Origin of the sequence: Dactylosporangium sp. CS-033363 (assembly GCF_050942475.1) — a bacterium.
GTDB lineage: Bacteria > Actinomycetota > Actinomycetes > Mycobacteriales > Micromonosporaceae > Dactylosporangium.
In genome coordinates, this window is sequence record NZ_CP192032.1 from 3,738,793 (window position 1) to 3,753,611 (window position 14,819).

At 72.7% G+C, this 14,819-nt stretch carries 15 protein-coding genes; 8 read left to right on the forward strand and 7 right to left on the reverse strand.

Features of this window, described 5'->3' with window-relative positions; genetic code table 11:
• The first annotated feature begins 68 nt into the window (after positions 1-68).
• Genes ACQPZ4_RS17330 through ACQPZ4_RS17340 form a run of 3 tightly spaced genes read left to right on the forward strand, consistent with a single transcriptional unit; the run spans position 69 to position 2,090 of the window.
• Positions 69-434, forward strand: a complete 366-nt coding sequence (locus ACQPZ4_RS17330; protein WP_433066560.1) for a GntR family transcriptional regulator — start codon at positions 69-71, stop codon at positions 432-434.
• Positions 421-1,260, forward strand: coding sequence for an ATP-binding cassette domain-containing protein (locus ACQPZ4_RS17335; protein ID WP_433061810.1), 840 nt, complete (start codon positions 421-423; stop codon positions 1,258-1,260). Before ACQPZ4_RS17330 ends, ACQPZ4_RS17335 begins: the two co-directional genes overlap by 14 nt.
• Positions 1,257-2,090 (forward strand): hypothetical protein, encoded by an 834-nt coding sequence (locus tag ACQPZ4_RS17340; protein ID WP_433061813.1) that lies wholly within the window; start codon positions 1,257-1,259, stop codon positions 2,088-2,090. The genes ACQPZ4_RS17335 and ACQPZ4_RS17340 overlap by 4 nt, the downstream gene beginning before the upstream one ends.
• On the opposite strand, the gene ACQPZ4_RS17345 is transcribed toward ACQPZ4_RS17340, so the two are convergent.
• Complete coding sequence (locus tag ACQPZ4_RS17345) at positions 2,068-3,510, reverse strand: hypothetical protein (RefSeq protein ID WP_433061816.1); 1,443 nt, start codon at positions 3,508-3,510, stop codon at positions 2,068-2,070. The genes ACQPZ4_RS17340 and ACQPZ4_RS17345 overlap by 23 nt on opposite strands.
• 116 nt (positions 3,511-3,626) lie before the next feature.
• Here ACQPZ4_RS17345 and ACQPZ4_RS17350 point away from each other — a divergent pair, with 116 nt between their 5' ends.
• Positions 3,627-4,112 (forward strand): YfbM family protein, encoded by a 486-nt coding sequence (locus ACQPZ4_RS17350; RefSeq protein ID WP_433061818.1) that lies wholly within the window; start codon positions 3,627-3,629, stop codon positions 4,110-4,112.
• A 27-nt stretch (positions 4,113-4,139) separates the two neighbouring features.
• On the opposite strand, the gene ACQPZ4_RS17355 is transcribed toward ACQPZ4_RS17350, so the two are convergent.
• Entirely contained in the window at positions 4,140-5,111 is a 972-nt protein-coding gene (locus tag ACQPZ4_RS17355; RefSeq protein ID WP_433061821.1) for a hypothetical protein, read from the reverse strand.
• Positions 5,112-5,130: 19 nt separating this feature from the next.
• The gene (locus tag ACQPZ4_RS17360; protein WP_433061824.1) at positions 5,131-7,206 is read right to left on the reverse strand and encodes a glycogen debranching N-terminal domain-containing protein; all 2,076 of its coding nucleotides are present in this window, start codon (positions 7,204-7,206) and stop codon (positions 5,131-5,133) included.
• Between the two features lie 129 nt (positions 7,207-7,335).
• Between ACQPZ4_RS17360 and ACQPZ4_RS17365 the strand changes: the two genes are divergently transcribed.
• The 4 genes from ACQPZ4_RS17365 to ACQPZ4_RS17380 are packed head-to-tail and all read left to right on the forward strand — an operon-like array spanning position 7,336 to position 11,390.
• Positions 7,336-8,322, forward strand: a complete 987-nt coding sequence (locus ACQPZ4_RS17365) for a LacI family DNA-binding transcriptional regulator (RefSeq protein ID WP_433061827.1) — start codon at positions 7,336-7,338, stop codon at positions 8,320-8,322.
• Positions 8,323-8,341: 19 nt separating this feature from the next.
• Complete coding sequence (locus tag ACQPZ4_RS17370; RefSeq protein ID WP_433061830.1) at positions 8,342-9,562, forward strand: extracellular solute-binding protein; 1,221 nt, start codon at positions 8,342-8,344, stop codon at positions 9,560-9,562.
• The gene (locus ACQPZ4_RS17375) at positions 9,562-10,575 is read left to right on the forward strand and encodes a carbohydrate ABC transporter permease (protein ID WP_433061833.1); all 1,014 of its coding nucleotides are present in this window, start codon (positions 9,562-9,564) and stop codon (positions 10,573-10,575) included. The genes ACQPZ4_RS17370 and ACQPZ4_RS17375 overlap by 1 nt, the downstream gene beginning before the upstream one ends.
• Entirely contained in the window at positions 10,575-11,390 is an 816-nt protein-coding gene (locus tag ACQPZ4_RS17380; RefSeq protein ID WP_433061835.1) for a carbohydrate ABC transporter permease, read from the forward strand. Before ACQPZ4_RS17375 ends, ACQPZ4_RS17380 begins: the two co-directional genes overlap by 1 nt.
• Here ACQPZ4_RS17380 and ACQPZ4_RS17385 read toward each other — a convergent pair.
• Genes ACQPZ4_RS17385 through ACQPZ4_RS17400 form a run of 4 tightly spaced genes read right to left on the reverse strand, consistent with a single transcriptional unit; the run spans position 11,380 to position 14,783 of the window.
• The gene (locus ACQPZ4_RS17385; protein ID WP_433061838.1) at positions 11,380-11,943 is read right to left on the reverse strand and encodes a TetR/AcrR family transcriptional regulator; all 564 of its coding nucleotides are present in this window, start codon (positions 11,941-11,943) and stop codon (positions 11,380-11,382) included. The genes ACQPZ4_RS17380 and ACQPZ4_RS17385 overlap by 11 nt on opposite strands.
• Entirely contained in the window at positions 11,940-12,692 is a 753-nt protein-coding gene (locus ACQPZ4_RS17390; protein ID WP_433061840.1) for an ABC transporter permease, read from the reverse strand. The genes ACQPZ4_RS17385 and ACQPZ4_RS17390 overlap by 4 nt, the downstream gene beginning before the upstream one ends.
• Entirely contained in the window at positions 12,682-13,515 is an 834-nt protein-coding gene (locus ACQPZ4_RS17395) for an ABC transporter ATP-binding protein (protein ID WP_433061843.1), read from the reverse strand. Before ACQPZ4_RS17395 ends, ACQPZ4_RS17390 begins: the two co-directional genes overlap by 11 nt.
• Positions 13,516-13,538: 23 nt before the next feature.
• Entirely contained in the window at positions 13,539-14,783 is a 1,245-nt protein-coding gene (locus ACQPZ4_RS17400; protein WP_433061846.1) for a hypothetical protein, read from the reverse strand.
• Between the last annotated feature and the right edge of the window lie 36 nt (positions 14,784-14,819).

Here is a 14,819-nt window from a genome sequence, read left to right on the forward strand (position 1 = left end):
GCGTTGGATTGCGTCCCGGGCGCGTTGACATTTCGAAATTGCGCTAGTTCACTAGTGCAATGACGGTTTTGACGCTGTTCCGCGTCGACCGGCGCGGCGGCACGGCCGTGTACGCCCAGCTGGTCCAGCAGGTCCGCCAGGCCGTCCGGGTCGGGCGGCTCCAGCCGGGCGACCGGCTGCCGACCGCCCGCGAGGTCGCCGAGGGCCTCGGCATCAACCCCAACACGGTGCTGAAGGCCTACCGCGAGATGGAGGCGGCGGGGCTGGTCGCGGCGCGGCAGGGGTCCGGCACCTACGTGCTCGACCAACGGCCGTTGGATTTGGGGGACCTGCGCGAGGAGCTGGCCGGCTGGGTCGCGAAGGCCACCGCGGCCGGGCTGGACCGGGCCGACCTGCACGCGCTGCTGGACGAGGCCTGCCGTGTCGACGGCTGAGCCGGCGCTGATCGTCGACGCCGTCTCGCACCGCTTCGGCGACCGGCCGGCCCTCGACGACTGCTCGTTCGCGGTCCCGGCCGGCTCGGTGACCGCCCTCGTCGGGCGCAACGGGGCGGGCAAGACCACGGTGCTGCGGGCGGCGGCGGGCCTGCTGCGGCCGGACCGCGGCACGGTGACCGTGCTGGGCGGCCCCTTCGACGACCGCACGCGGCCCAGGATCGGCTACTGCTCGTCGCTGTACCCCCAGCTGACCGTCGCCGAGACCCTGCGCCTCGGCGCCCGGCTCAACCCGGGATGGGATATGCAACGGGCGTTGGATTTGGCGGCCGACCTGCCACCGGAGGCTCGCGTCGGCACGCTGGCCCCCGGCGTGCGGGCCCGGCTGGCGCTCGCCATGGCCCTCGGCAAGCGCCCCGACCTGCTGCTCCTCGACGAGCCCCTGGCCGCGCTGGACCCGGTGGCCCGCGCCGAGGCGGTGAGCGTGCTGATGGGGGAGGCGGCGGCGCGCGGTACCACGGTGGTGCTCTCCACCCATGCGGTGGCGGACCTGGCCGGCGTGTGCGACCACGTGGTGGTCCTCGACCACGGGCACGTGCGCGCGGCGGTGGAGGTCGACGCCGCCCTCGCCGGGCACCGCCTCGTCAACGGCGCGACCGGGGACTTCGCGGCGCTGGACGGGGCCGAGGTCGTCGAGGTGCGCCGCGACGAGACCGGCTTCACGGCCCTCGTGCGCATCGGCGAGGCCGTCCCGGCCGGGACCCTTGCCTGGCATCACCCGAGCCTGGAGGAGCTCGTGCTCGGATACCTGCGGGGGCGCTCGTGATCTGGCTCGCGGTACGACTGCTGCGCCCTTGGCTGTTGACGGCGGCGGCGCTGACCGCACTGTCCACTGTGGCCCTCGTGGCCGGTGCGGCCGCCGTCCAGCATTCGCTTGACGTGCTCGGCCTGCCCGGCTGCGTCAACCCCAACCGCTGCTACTCCAGCGGCGGCGCGATCCTGGTGATGGAGCTCGTCGCGGCGTTCGTGCCGTCCGTGCTCGGCCTGCTCCTGGGCATCCCGTTGTTCGCACCCGAACAAGGCGACTTCGTGCACACCCAGTCGGTGTCGCCACGTGCCTGGGCCGCCCGGAAGTTCACGGTCGCGGTGGTCGCGGGCGCCGCGTTGAGCTCGGTCCTGGCGTCGGTCTATCGACTGCTGTCGGCGCGGTACACCCTGCTCGCGAACGACACCTACGAACTGCTCGACCTGCTCCACCTGAACAACGTCGGCTTCATGGTGATGCGCACGGTGCTGCTGCTGACGATCGCCGCCCTGCTCGGGCTGCTCGGATCGAGCACGCTGCGCACGGCCGTGCTGTCCGTCTGCCTGTGGCCGTTCGCGCTGATCGCCATGTACGGCGGCCCGGCCCTGCTGCCGCTGGGTCTCCTCGGCCCGTCGGCACCCTCGCCGTACTCCCCGGACGACGACCGCTACTGGACGGCCGACGTCGGCTTCGCGGACCCGTTCGCCTGGACCTCGGCCGCGATGACCGTCGGCTACGTCCTGCTGCTGGTCCTCGCCGGCCGGGCCGCCCTGCGACGTCGTTCGGGGCCGAACGTCGCCGCCCTGCGACGTCGTTCAGGGCCGGACGTCAGCCCTGGTGGTAGCCGATGACCCCGTCGGCCTTGGCCACCAGCACATCGGCACCGAGCACGGTGCCGAACGCGCGGGTCGACTCCGAGGCGGGGACGCGGTCGACCGGCTTGCCGTCGACACCGCACGGGGTGCCGACCTCGCCGCCGATCCGCTGGTGTTCGGGCTTGCCGTCGATGTAGTACGCCTCGCCGTACTCGAACTCGACCCGCTTGCCGCACCAGAACGTCGCGTCGGCGGCCGGCTTCTCGGTCTTGCCGCTGGTCAGGTCGATGACGAGCGGGCCGGTCCCGCCGCTGACCAGCAGCCGTCCGGGTCCGGCCAGGGCGTGTCCCTCCGTGACCGTGGCGAGCTCGTCGGCCGCCCCGACCGGCACCGACCACGTCGTCTTGCCCGTGGCCGGGTCGAAGCCCTCGACGACGACGTCCAGCCCGGACCGGGACAGCGACTTCGTCGCCGCCGACCAGGTCGAGGTGCCCTTGTACCGGCACCGCACCGGGATGCTCGCGCTGTCCGGGTTCGCCGGGTCGAGCGGCACCTCGACGGTGCCGTCGCAGCCCAGCGCGCTGCCGGCGTCGCGCCACACCACCGAGCCGTCGGCCTCGGACAGCGCCGCGGTGGCCGACCCGGCGGCGAGGTCCCGGGTGAACCCGTCGGCGCCGGAGCTGGTCTGTCCACCGTAGACGGAGCCCACGTAGAGCTTCGGCTGCGGGTACAGCGACCAGCTCCACCCGAGGTCGGACGTGAACCCGGCGGGGAACGCGTCGCCGATGTTCCGCTGCCACACCAGCTTCCCGTCGCGGATCAGGGCGACCCGCTCCGGATCGCGGGTGCCGAGGTCGGTCAGGCCCTTGACGCCGACCGACCGCGACCCGGCCGGCGCGCCAGTGTCCTCGGCCACGTACTGCTTGTCGCTCATCCGCAGCCGGTGCGGCGTCGCCTTGTCCTTGTACGAGGCCCGCGACGTGGTGCACACATCGGTCCCGTTCGAGCAGGCGAGCGGCGGCGAGTCGAACAGCGTCGGCGCCGTGACGGCGAGGTCGTCGCCGGTGCGCGGATCGGCCACCACGAGCTGGGCGAACAGGTTCCCCTTGGGATCGGCCCGGAAGTACGCCACCTTGCCGTCGACGACGTGCACCCCGACGGGCGTGCCGAGCGTGACCTCCCCGGGCGACGCGGCGCGCCCCCAGAGCGTCTTGCCGGTGGCCGGGTCGAGCGCGACGATCTGCAGCCGCCCGGAGTCCGCGACGTACCCGACCGCGACCCCGCCGACGGCCGTGAACTGCCCGGCGGGCTTGAGGTCGGTGCGCTCCCACGCCTTGGTGAGCGGCGGCGCCTTCACGGAAGCCGAACTCCCGGGCGCCGCCGTGTGGTCGGCCTCACACCCGGCCGCCGCCAGCAGCAGCCCGGCCAGCAGCACACAGCCCATCGATCGACGCACGCGTTTACCCCCGTAGATGCGGTCGATCAAAGTACACCATACCCATCGGCTGAGGTCACACCCGAAACCTCCGCCGTCGACGTCCTGGACGCCCGCGCCCACCGTATGATCACGACATGCTGGGGGTGCATTTCGCGATCACGCCGGAGCAGGAGCGCGCGCTGCTCGCGGCCGATGACGCCGGGGACGCCGACGCCGTGGCCGGGCTGCTCGAGGACATCGAGGAGTCGTGGGACGACGACCTGAAGGTCGACACCGACAAGGCCTGGGACGCCATCCACCGCGCGCTGACCGACGGCACGCTCGACCCGGACGGCGGCGAGTACCCGCTGTCCCACGCGATCGCCGGCGGGCGGCACCTGCACGACGACTCCTACGTCGTCCACGTCACCGCGGCCGAGGCGGGCGACGTGGCCAAGGCCCTGCACGGCGTGGACCGGGCGTGGTTCCGGGCGCGGTTCGACGCCATCGACGACCCCGAGTACCGGGGCGCCCTCGACGACGGCGACTTCGAGTACACGTGGGGGAACTTCGAGGACGTGCGCGCCTTCTACGACCGGGCGGCCGAAGCGGGACGGGCGGTCCTGTTCACCGCGACCTGATCCCCGGAAGTCCAGTGACAGCAGGGGTCAGTCGGACGGGCGCAGGATCGGGCGCTTGGCCGAGCCGGAGAAGCTGAACAGGGTGTTCGGCCCGGTGATCAGCGGGGCGATGGCCGTGGCGGTCAGCGCCCGTACCCGTACCCCGTCGTCGAAGCCGTTGTGGTCGCAGCCGGAGTAGCGCACCATGACGTCGGACACGCCGGCCGCCGACCGCACCAGCAGCACGATGGCGTCGTCGCCGTAGGAGACCTCCGCCGAGCATTCCTTCGGCGTGTCCGGGCCGCCGCCGACGGGGGCCTTCGCGATCTCCCGGATCGCGCCCGCGGCCGCCGGGCCGTCCAGGCGCAGGGCCGCCAGCAGGCGCAACTGCCCGCGGGCGGAGAAGTCGCGCAGCCGGTACTTGCACGCCGTCGCGCTCCGCACGTCCCGCAGCGTGCTCACGTCGACGGGTTTGCCCGGGCGCACGTCGGGCCGTTCGCTGATCGGGTGGGTGGTCGGGCAGCCGTCGCTGTCGTGTTCGACCCGGCCGATCGTCGACACGATGCGGTCCCGCAGCTCGGCCGGGGCGTTGACGGTGACCTGGACGCCGTCGAGGCGCACCGCGGTCTGATCCCCCGCCTTCGCCACGCCGTCCGGCTCGGCGGTCCAGTCGAAGGCGAGCAGCGAGCCGGTCTTGGCGATCAGCGTCTCCGGTGCGGGGTCGCCGCCGTCCGGGCAGCCGACCAGGGTGCTCGACCCGGGCCGCCCGACCGCCGGCGCGGGGGGCTTGTCGGGGAGGCACCACTGGCTGAGCCGCTGGGAGCCGTTGTCCCAGCCCCACTCGCCGGGCACGCCGGCCCGCACCCCGCCGAAGTACTCCCACCGCCAGCCCGCCGGAAGCCCCGCCGAGCTCGCCACCTCCGGCAGATCCTGCGCCGGTGGCTCCGACTGCGGCGGCGACGCGCACCCCGCCGCACCGAGCAGCAGCAGTGCCAGCACGATCGCCCCCGAACGTCGCATGACCCCGCATTGTAGGGGCTCACCCCGCCATGAGGCCAGGGGGTCCACTGTGGACTGTTGGCACGCCGTCGGCGGTCACCGAGACGTCCAGGTCGGCGCCGCCGATGCGCAGGCCCCGGACGCGGTAGGCGCCGACCGGGGACGGTGCGAGGGGCCGCAGCGTGATGCGCCCCGCCGGTACGTCCGCGTCGAGGCCGAGCAGCGCCACCAGCAGCGCCGGTCCGGTGGACGCGGACCAGGCCTGGGGGCGGCAGGAGGCGGGGTAGGCGGTGGCCGCGGCGTCCCCGCCGTACAGCTCGGGCAGCCGGAACCCGAAGCGCTCCCCGGCCGCCAGCAGCGCCCGTACCAGCTCCGCGGCGAGGGTGCGGTGGCCGTCGCGGACCAGGCCGAGCAGGGCGATCGCCGTGTCGTGCGGCCAGACCGAGCCGAGGTGGTAGGAGAGCACGTTGTACCCGGCCGAGTCCGGCGAGACCGTGCGCACGCCGTAGGGCGATGTGAGCGCGGCGACGTGGTCGGCCACCGCGCGGCTCTCGTCGGGGTTGAGCAGGCCCGTGCCGAGCAGGTGGCCCATGTTGGACGCCACGCTGTCCACCTGCGCGCCCGTCCCGTCCAGGGCGATCGCCGGGTAGCCGCCGGGGCACCAGAACGCCTTGCGGAAGCGCTCGGCCAGGTCGGCCGCCCAGGCGCGCCAATGCGCAGCGCCCGGTCGGGCCGAGGCGCCCGGTCGGGCCGAGGCGCCCGGTCGGGCCGAGGCGCCCGGTCGGGCCGAGGCGCCCGGTCGGGCCGAGGCGTCAGGTCGGGCCGAGGCGTCAGGCCCGGCAGAAGCGCCGGGGCGGGCAGGAGCGTCCGGCCCGGCGAACGCGTCCAGCAGGGCGGCACCGTCCAGCGCCGCGCGGTACGCATAGGCCTGCACCTCGCTCAGCGCCAGCGGACCCTCGGCGATCCGCCCGTCGGCGTGCTGCACCCCGTCGCCGGAGTCCTTCCAGCCGTGGTTGGTCAGGCCCTTGCCGTTCGCCCGGTACGCGATGAAGCCCTCGTGCCCCGCCAGCCAGTCCAGGGCCCGCTCGACGTTGGGCAGCAGCTCCCGCACCTCGGCGGCGGGCATGCCCCAGCGCCAGGCGTCGGCGAGCGTGCTGACCCAGAGCGCGGTCGCGTCGACGGTGCCGTAGTACACCGGCGGCAGGTGGTAGGACGCGTCGGGCGGGCGGACCTCGTGCAGGATCTTGCCGGGCTCCTCGTCGGTGTCGGGGTCGTGCCGTTCGCCCTGGCGGCGGGCGAGCGCGCGCAGGGTGCCGGCCGCGACCTCGGTGCCCATCGGCAGGGCCAGGCGGGCCGCCCACAGCGAGTCGCGCCCGAACAGCGTCAGGTACCACGGGCTGCCGGCGGTGTAGTACACGTCGGGGCCGTCGGTGCGCCGGAGGGCCTCGAGGTCCTCCACCCCGGTGCGCACGAGCGCGTCGAGTCTCCGGTCGTCGGCCACCACCTCCAAGGCGCTCCGAAAATCGAAGCCGGCGGCACCGTCCACATCGGACCGGGTGAACGTGAGCCGGGCCGTCCACTGCTGCCGAGGCGGAAGCGTCACGTCCCACCGTAGTCCGGGCCCGTCCGGCGCGGGCGCACTGTCCACAGCCACGGTCATGCCGTCGGGCGACGTCACCGAGTCGCCGAGCTCGACTGTGGACAACGAAGCCGTCCGGCCGTCCTTGACGGCCCCCATGCGCGCGAAGTCGGTGGCCGCCCGCACCACGACGGCGACGGTGAGCGTCACGTGCGAGGCGTTGGCCAGCACGAGCGTCTCGGTGCCGCCCCGCGGCCCGGCCTCGCGGCGGCGGGTCAGCGTCACCGTCGGGTCGGGGCCCGGGTCGCCGAGCTCGCGGATCACAGCGGTGAACTCGGCCGCGGCCGCGCCGTCGCGCCGGGCGCCGATCGGGACGGGCACATGGCCGGCCACGGTGACGGCGAGCCTCGACACGGCGCGGCGGTCCTCGACATACAGGCCGTCGGGGTCGGTGGCGAGATCGCCGGACGGACCGGACAGCCAGGTCGCGGGCGCGGCGACGCACGTGACGTGCTCGTGCAGGTACGGCTGGCGCATGCCGCCTCCTCTTGACAACTCGGCAAGCGAGTGGGACGGTGCCGACATCCGGTGTTGAACGTTCAAACGCCCGGCTTCGGCGGATTTGAACGTTCAACACGACGCACCATACGACATCCGGGAGCGATTGTGCAGCCCACCGTCGAGGACGTGGCCAGGGTGGCCGGGGTCTCCCGGCAGACCGTGTCCAACGTGCTCAACGCGCCCGAGCGGGTCCGGCCGGAGACGCGCGAGCGGGTCGAGGCGGCCATCGCCCAGCTCGGGTACCGCCCCAACCGCCTCGCCCAGGGCCTGCGCGCCTCGTCGTCGCGGATGATCGGGTACCGCCTCGAGCCGGTCCATCCGCACGCGCTCGGCAGCATCCACGACCGCTTCCTGCACGCCCTCGCCGACGCCGGTCGCGCTGAGGACCACCACCTGCTGCTCTACACCGCCGACGACGCCGAGGGCGAGGTCACCGGGGCCGTCGCGCTCTACAAGGCCGGCGCCATCGACGCGCTCGTGCTCTACGGACTGTCCCCGGGCGACCCGCGGCCGCCGGCGCTGCGGGCGCACGGGGTGCCGTTCGCGGCGTTCGGGCGGACCGGGGACGACGCCGGCCATCCCTGGGTCGACGTCGACAACTCGGCCGGCACCGCCGCCGCGACCAAGCACCTCGCCGAGAGCGGGCATCGGCGGATCGCCTTCGTGGGGTACCCCCGCGGCTTCGCAGTTTCCGATCGGCGCGCGGACGGCTGGCGCGACGCGTGTGCCGCGCTCGGCCTGCCCCTCGGGCCGGATCTGCGCGGCGAGGACTCCCTGGCCACCGGGGCGGCCCTCGGCGCGCGGCTGCTGGACGACCCCGACCCGCCGACCGCCGTCGTCGCGGCCACCGACACCCTCGCCGCCGGCATCCTGCGCACCGTCCGCGCCCGCGGCGCCGGTCTCGCCGTCGTCGGCTTCGACGACAGCCCGACCGCCGCCGCCCTCGACCTGTCCAGCGTCCGGCAGCCCATCGAGGCCGCCGGGCACGCGATGATCGCCGCCCTGCTCAACCCCCCGCCCGCGGACGGCCCGACGCCCGCCCGCCTGCTGCCCCCCGAGCTGATCGTCCGGGGGTCCAGCGTCTCGCCCTGACACCCCCAAGGAGCAACCGATGCGAATGTTGAGACCCGCCCTCGCCCTCCTGCTCGCCGGCACGCTCTCGGCCACCGCCGCCTGCGGTGACGACGGCAGCGGCGAGCAGGGCGCCGCCTCCGGCGCGAAGCTGACCATGTTCGCCTTCTCGTCCTCCCCGGCCGAGGACGCCGTGCTGCGCAAGGCCATCGACGACTACAACAAGCAGGGCAAGAACACCGTCGAGCTCAAGGTGCTGCCCGAGTACGACACCGCGCTGACCACCGCGCTCGCCGGCGGGCAGCCGCCGGACGTCTTCTACGTCAACGACAACAAGCTGCCGGACCTGGGCAAGAGCGGCGCGCTGGAGCCGATCGGCGACCAGACCGACAACCCCGGCGACTTCTACGACACCCTGAAGCAGTCGTTCACCTACCAGGGCACCTACTACTGCGCGCCCAAGGACTTCTCGACCCTGCAGCTGGTCTACAACACCGCCGACTTCCAGGCCGCCGGGCTCAAGCCGCCCACGACGTGGGACGAGCTCGCCACCACCGCGAAGGCGCTGACCAAGCCCGGTCATCCCGGTCTGGTACTGGCACCCGAGTTCTACCGCTGGGGCGCGTTCTTCGCCCAGGCGGGCGCGTGGCCGACCAACGACGACATCAGCAAGATGACGATGGACACGCCGCAGATGAAGCAGGCGCTGCAGTACCTCACCGACAACCACAAGGCCGGCTGGTTCGGCACGCCGGCCGCGGTCGGCGCGGGCTGGGGCGGCGAGGCGTTCGGCAAGGGCCTGACCTCGATGACCATCGAGGGCAACTGGATCGTCGGCGCGATGAAGAACGACTTCCCGAACACCAAGTACGCCGTCGCCGAGCTGCCCGCGGGCCCGTCCGGCAAGGGCACCATGTCGTTCTCGGTCTGCTACGGCGTGGCCAAGGCGTCCAAGAGCAAGGCGGCCGCGATCGACCTGGTCAAGTTCCTCACCTCGCCCGACGAGCAGCTCACCATCACCAAGGAGTTCCCGGTGATGCCGTCGCGCAAGTCCCTCGCGGACAAGTGGCTGACCGACAAGCCGGAGCTCAAGGCGTTCGTCTCCGGCGCCGACTACGCCAAGAAGTCGGTGTTCGTGCCCGGCTTCAGCACCGTCATCGACACGTTCAACGACGGCATCCAGGGCCTGGCGAAGGGCAACAAGTCCGTCGACGACGTGGTGACGAGCACGCAGAAGGCCGGCGGATCGGTGCTCGGCTAATGAGCCGGAACGGCATTCGCGGGCGGCAGGGACTGGCCGGTTGGCTGTTCGTGTCGCCCGCGCTCGTCCTGCTCGGCGTGTTCATGGTGGCGCCGATCCTGCTGGCGCTGTGGGTGAGCTTCCGCGACTGGAGCGGCCTGGCCCAGTTGTCCGCGTCGACGCCCGCCGGCGCGGACAACTATCGGGACCTGCTGACCCACACCGGTGTCGTGCGCGGCGACTTCGCCAAGAGCCTTCGCAACAATGTGTACTACGTGCTGGGCGTCGTACCCGCGCAGACCTTCCTGGCCCTGATACTGGCGGTGATCGTCAACGCCAAGCTGTTGCGCGGGCGCACCTTCTTCCGCGCGGCGTTCTATTTCCCGTCGGTCACCAGCTCGATCGCGGTGGCGTTCATCTTCGTCTTCCTGTTCAGCCCCAGCGGCGTGGTCAACACGGTGCTGTCGGCGCTGCTGCCCGGCAAGGTCGGGCTGGTCTGGCTGGACGACTCCGACGGGCTCATCCACCTGCTGCTGCGCACCGTCGGCGTCGACGCGCCGCCGGGCCCGCTGCGGGGCGAGTTCCTCGACCTGTCGTGGTGGGACTGGCTGTCCGGGCCCAGCGTGGCGCTGACCTCCATCATGATCCTGGCCACCTGGACCACCACCGGCACCTTCATGCTCATGTTCCTGGCCGGGCTGCAGAACATCCCGGTCGAGATCGAGGAGGCGGCCCAGGTCGACGGGGCGACGCGGCGCCAGCTGTTCTGGCGGGTGACCCTGCCGATGCTCAAGCCGACCCTGTTCCTCGTCATCACGCTGGGGCTCATCGGCACCTGGCAGGTGTTCGACCAGGTGTACGCCATGACCTCCGGCGGCCCGCAGAAGACCACCCTGACCCCGGCGTATCTGGTGTACCGCGAGGGCTTCCAGAACTCCGCCATGGGCCGCGCGGCCGCGATCGCCTTCATCGTGTTCGTCATCATTCTCGTCTTCACCGGCCTGCAGCGGCTGGTTCTGCGCAAGGAGCGGTGATGGTACGACGGGCCCTGCTCACGCTCTTCGCGATCATCTTCATCTATCCGTTCGTGCTCTCCCTGGCCACGTCGTTCAAGTCGCGGCCCGAGGTCGCCGCGCACCCGGTCACCCCGTGGCCGCTGACCTGGGACTTCCGGGCCTGGAACGACGTGCTGCTGCACAGCGATTTTCCCCTGTGGACGTTCAATTCGATCCTGGTGACCGTGGTGGCGACGCTGCTGCGGGTGTTCCTGGACTCCCTCGCGGGCTACGCGCTGGCCCGCCTCGAGTGGCGCGGCCGCGCGCTCGTGTTCGCCGGCGTCGTCTCGGTGCTCGCGGTGCCGCCGATCGTGCTCACGGTGCCGCGGTTCCTGGTGCTCAAGGAGCTGACGCTGCTCAACTCGTACACCGGGCTGATCCTGCCGCTCGCGGTGGACGCGATGGGCATCTTCCTGATGCGCCAGTTCTTCATGGACCTGCCGCGGGAGCTGGAGGAGGCGGCGCGGATCGACGGCGCCTCCATCTTCGGCGCGTACTGGCACATCGTGCTGCCGCTCGCCCGCCCGGCCCTGCTGACCCTGACGATCCTGTCGTTCCAGGGCGTGTGGAACGAGTTCCTGCTGCCGCTGATCGTGGTGCGGGCGAGCCCGTCACTGTGGACACTCCCGTTCGGACTGTCCACATTGGGCCGCGGGGGCGCCGGCGGGCAGAGCTTCGACTATCCGGTGATGATGGCCGGCTCGATCCTCACCATCATCCCGGTGGCCATCGTGTTCATCGTCTTCCAGCGCTTCTTCGTCCGGGGTGTCGCGGCGTCGGGCGTCAAGGGGTGACGTCCTTCGACAGTGCGGCCGTGATAGCGCGCAGCCGGGCCGCGGCCTCGTCGTCGCGGTCCGGTGTTCCCTCCTCCAGCCACAGCACGATGCCGTCCACCACGACGGTGAACGAGAGCGCGGCGGTCCACCGGCGCAGGTCCTCCGGGATCGCGTCGGGCAGCCCGCGCAGCGCCGCCGCCAGGGCCCGGTCCCGGAACCCGGCCGCGTAGGACGCGAACTGCGGCTCCCGCGCGGCGTGGCGGAACAGCAGCGTGAACGCGGCGGGCTCGGCCCGGGCGGCGGCGAGCAGCTGCCCGATCATGTCCGGGTTCGGCGTGCGCGCGCGGAACTGCAACGCCTGCGCGAGGCGCTCGCGGGTCTCGTCGAGCACACGTTCGTACAACTGCTGCTTGGATTCGAAATGCCGGTAGATGATCAGCTTGGTCACGCCGGCCTCGGCCGCGATGTCCTCCATGGACGTCGCCGCGAAACCGGCCACGCCGAACGCGCGGGCCGCCGCCGCGAGGATGCTGGCGACCCGCTCGTCGCGCTTCAACAGCTTGCGTGTCACGTCCTCAGTCTGCCCCTTGGCCGTTTCGCCGGCATCGGCTCCACGCGGAAGCGCCACAGTGCGCACGTGAGCGCCACGGCTGCCCACATGCACAGCACGCCGGCGGCGATCCAGGCCTCGGTCGTGCTCGCGGGCGCGGCCCCGACGAGCCGGTTGAGGTGGGTCAGCGGCGACGCCTCGGCCAGCGCGGCGGCCCACCCCGGCAGCTCGCCGACCGGGAAGAACACGCCGGACAGCAGCACGACCGGCAGCAGCGTGGTGGACAGCAGCGTCGCGGCGGCGTCGCCGCGTGGCACGAATTGCGTGACGGCGACCCCGATCAGTCCGATCGTGAGCGAACCGAGCACCACGCCGGCGATCGTGCGCAGGTACGCATCCGGCGTGGCCGAATAGAGCGCGAACCCGACCGCCGCGAGCAGCGCACTCTGCACGATTGCGATCGCGACGGTCGCCGCGACCCGCCCGCCGACGTGCTGCCACAGCGGCAGCGGGGTCGCGCGCAGCCGTTTGAGCACCCCGCTGTCGCGGCTGGCCACAAGGGACGCGGCGAGCGTGGTGTAGCAGGTCGACGCCACCCCGAGCGTGATCATCGAGGCGACCAGGCGCCAGTGGTAGCCGGGCTCGTCCACGTGGTCACTGATCGCGGCGAGCAGCACCATGAGCACGACGGGCGTCCCGGCCGAGGCGATCAGCGTGCGCGGGGCACGAACAAAGACCCGCATCTGGTACCGCCAGAGCTCATACAGCATGGCGACTCCCGATGAGGCTCAGGTAGGTGTCCTCGAGCGTCGGCCGCGTCACGCTCAGCTCGGCCAGCTCGTGTCCGTTGCACACATATTCGGCCAGCGCCGCGGTCGGCGTGCGGGTGCGCAGCGTGGCCAGTTCGCCGGACGGCCGGCGGAACCGGATCGTGGTCTCGGCGGCCAGGTGCCCGCCGAGCGTCTTCGGATCGCCCTCCGCGACGATCCGCCCGCCGCTCACCACGATCACGCGATCGGCCAGTTCCGCCGCCTCGTCCAGGTAGTGCGTGGTGAGCAGCACCGTGCAGCCGCGCGCGGCCGTTTCGCGCACGACCTGCCACGTGTCGCGGCGGGCCTCGGGGTCGAACCCGGTCGTCGGCTCGTCGAGGAACAGCACGTCGGGCCGCCCGACGAGGGCGAGGGCGAGGTCGGCCCGGCGCTGCTGCCCGCCGGAGAGCTCGCCGGTGCGCCGGTTCGCCACCTGTTCGAGGCCGAGCCGCGCGAGCACGTCACGGTCCGGGTTGCTGTACATCCGCGCAAACAGGGTTGTCGCCTCGCGCACCGTCAGCTGCGGGTCGACGCTGGTCGTCTGCAGCAGCACGCCGATGCGGTCGCGCCAGGCGGGTCCCGCGCCGGCCGGATCGGTGCCGAGGACCCGCACGCGGCCGGCGTCGCGGGTGCGGTACCCCTCCAGGATCTCGATGAGCGAGGTCTTCCCGGCGCCGTTCGGCCCGAGCACCGCCACGACCTCCCCGGGCGCGGCGCCGAAATGGATGTCGTCGATCGCGGTGTGTCGTCCGTACCGCTTGATCAGCCCTTTCACGTCGATCATACTTGAAAGTGTACACTTGCGAGTCAACAGTTGGTGGTACGCGGCGGCCGGCCGAGCACCGCCAGCGCGTCGTCGATCGCGCCGGCTTCGATGAGCAGTTCGGCCAGGACGGGCGCGACGTAGGGCGCCGTCACGTGCGCTCGCAGCACGGCGATCGCCTCGTCACGGCGGCCCAGGTTCGTCAGGATGTGGGCCTCGGTCCGCAGCGCGATGGCGTCGGCCGGGTCCGGGCGGGTGCGCAGCAGCGTGAGGGCCTCCTCGGGGCGGCCGACCTCCCGCAGCAGCCAGACGCGGTCCCAGACGAGGTCCGCGGGGTCGAACTCGCGCTCCAGGTCCTCGAGGCGGGCCAGCGCGGCGCCGGGGCGGCCGTCCTCGATGAGCATCGTCCACAGCTGCTGGCGGGTGCAGCCGTGGTCCGTGCCCTCGGCGCGGATGGCCACGGTCAGCACGTCGGCGGCCTCCTCGCCGCGGCCGTGCCGGTGCAGCAGCTTGCCGAGGGCGAGCGACGGGTTGACGCGGCCGCGGTCGGCGTAGGCGCGCAGGGTGTCCACCGCCTCCGGCAGGCGGTCCTGGTCCTCCAGCAGGGCGGCCAGGGCGTACGCGGCCTCCTCCCGGCCCCGGACCGTCATCAGGTCGCGCAGCTCGGCCTCGCGGCCCTCCCGGCGCAGCAGCTCGGCGAGGCGCTCGGCCTCGTTGGTCGAGCCGAACGCGCCGCCGCGCAGCAGGTCGATCGCCTCGCCGCGGCGGGCGCCGCGCTCCAGGACCGTCGCCAGCAGCAGCCGCACGTTCCAGGGTTCCGGGTCCGCCAGCGGGGCCAGGGCGGCGATGACCTCCTCGTCGCGCCCGTGGCCGGCCGTGGCCTCGACCAGCGCCTCCGCCAGCCACCAGTCGGTGAGGTGCGGGCGGAGCAGGGCGAACACCTCGTCGATCCGGCCCTGCCGGCCGAGTACGAGCGCGAGGCGCCGGATCGCGTTGCGGTCTCCGGCGTCGGCGTACGGACGGACGAACTCGAGCGCCCGCTCCACGCCGTGCACTTCCTCCAGCACCTCGATCGCCCGCTCGGCGGCGCCGCCCCAGCGGGCGGGTTCGAGGAACGTGCGGTACACGCGAAGGGCATTGTGTAGTTCGCCGCGGCGGATGAGCTCCTCGCCCAGGGCCACGCCGCAGCTCCAGTCGCCGCGGGCCGCCTCGGCGCGCAGGACGTCGAGCCGGTCGTGCGCCGCGAGCAGCCGCGCGATGGTGACGGACAGGAATTCGCGTTCCTCCACGCACGGGAACACTACTGCCGCCGGCGATCGCGTACG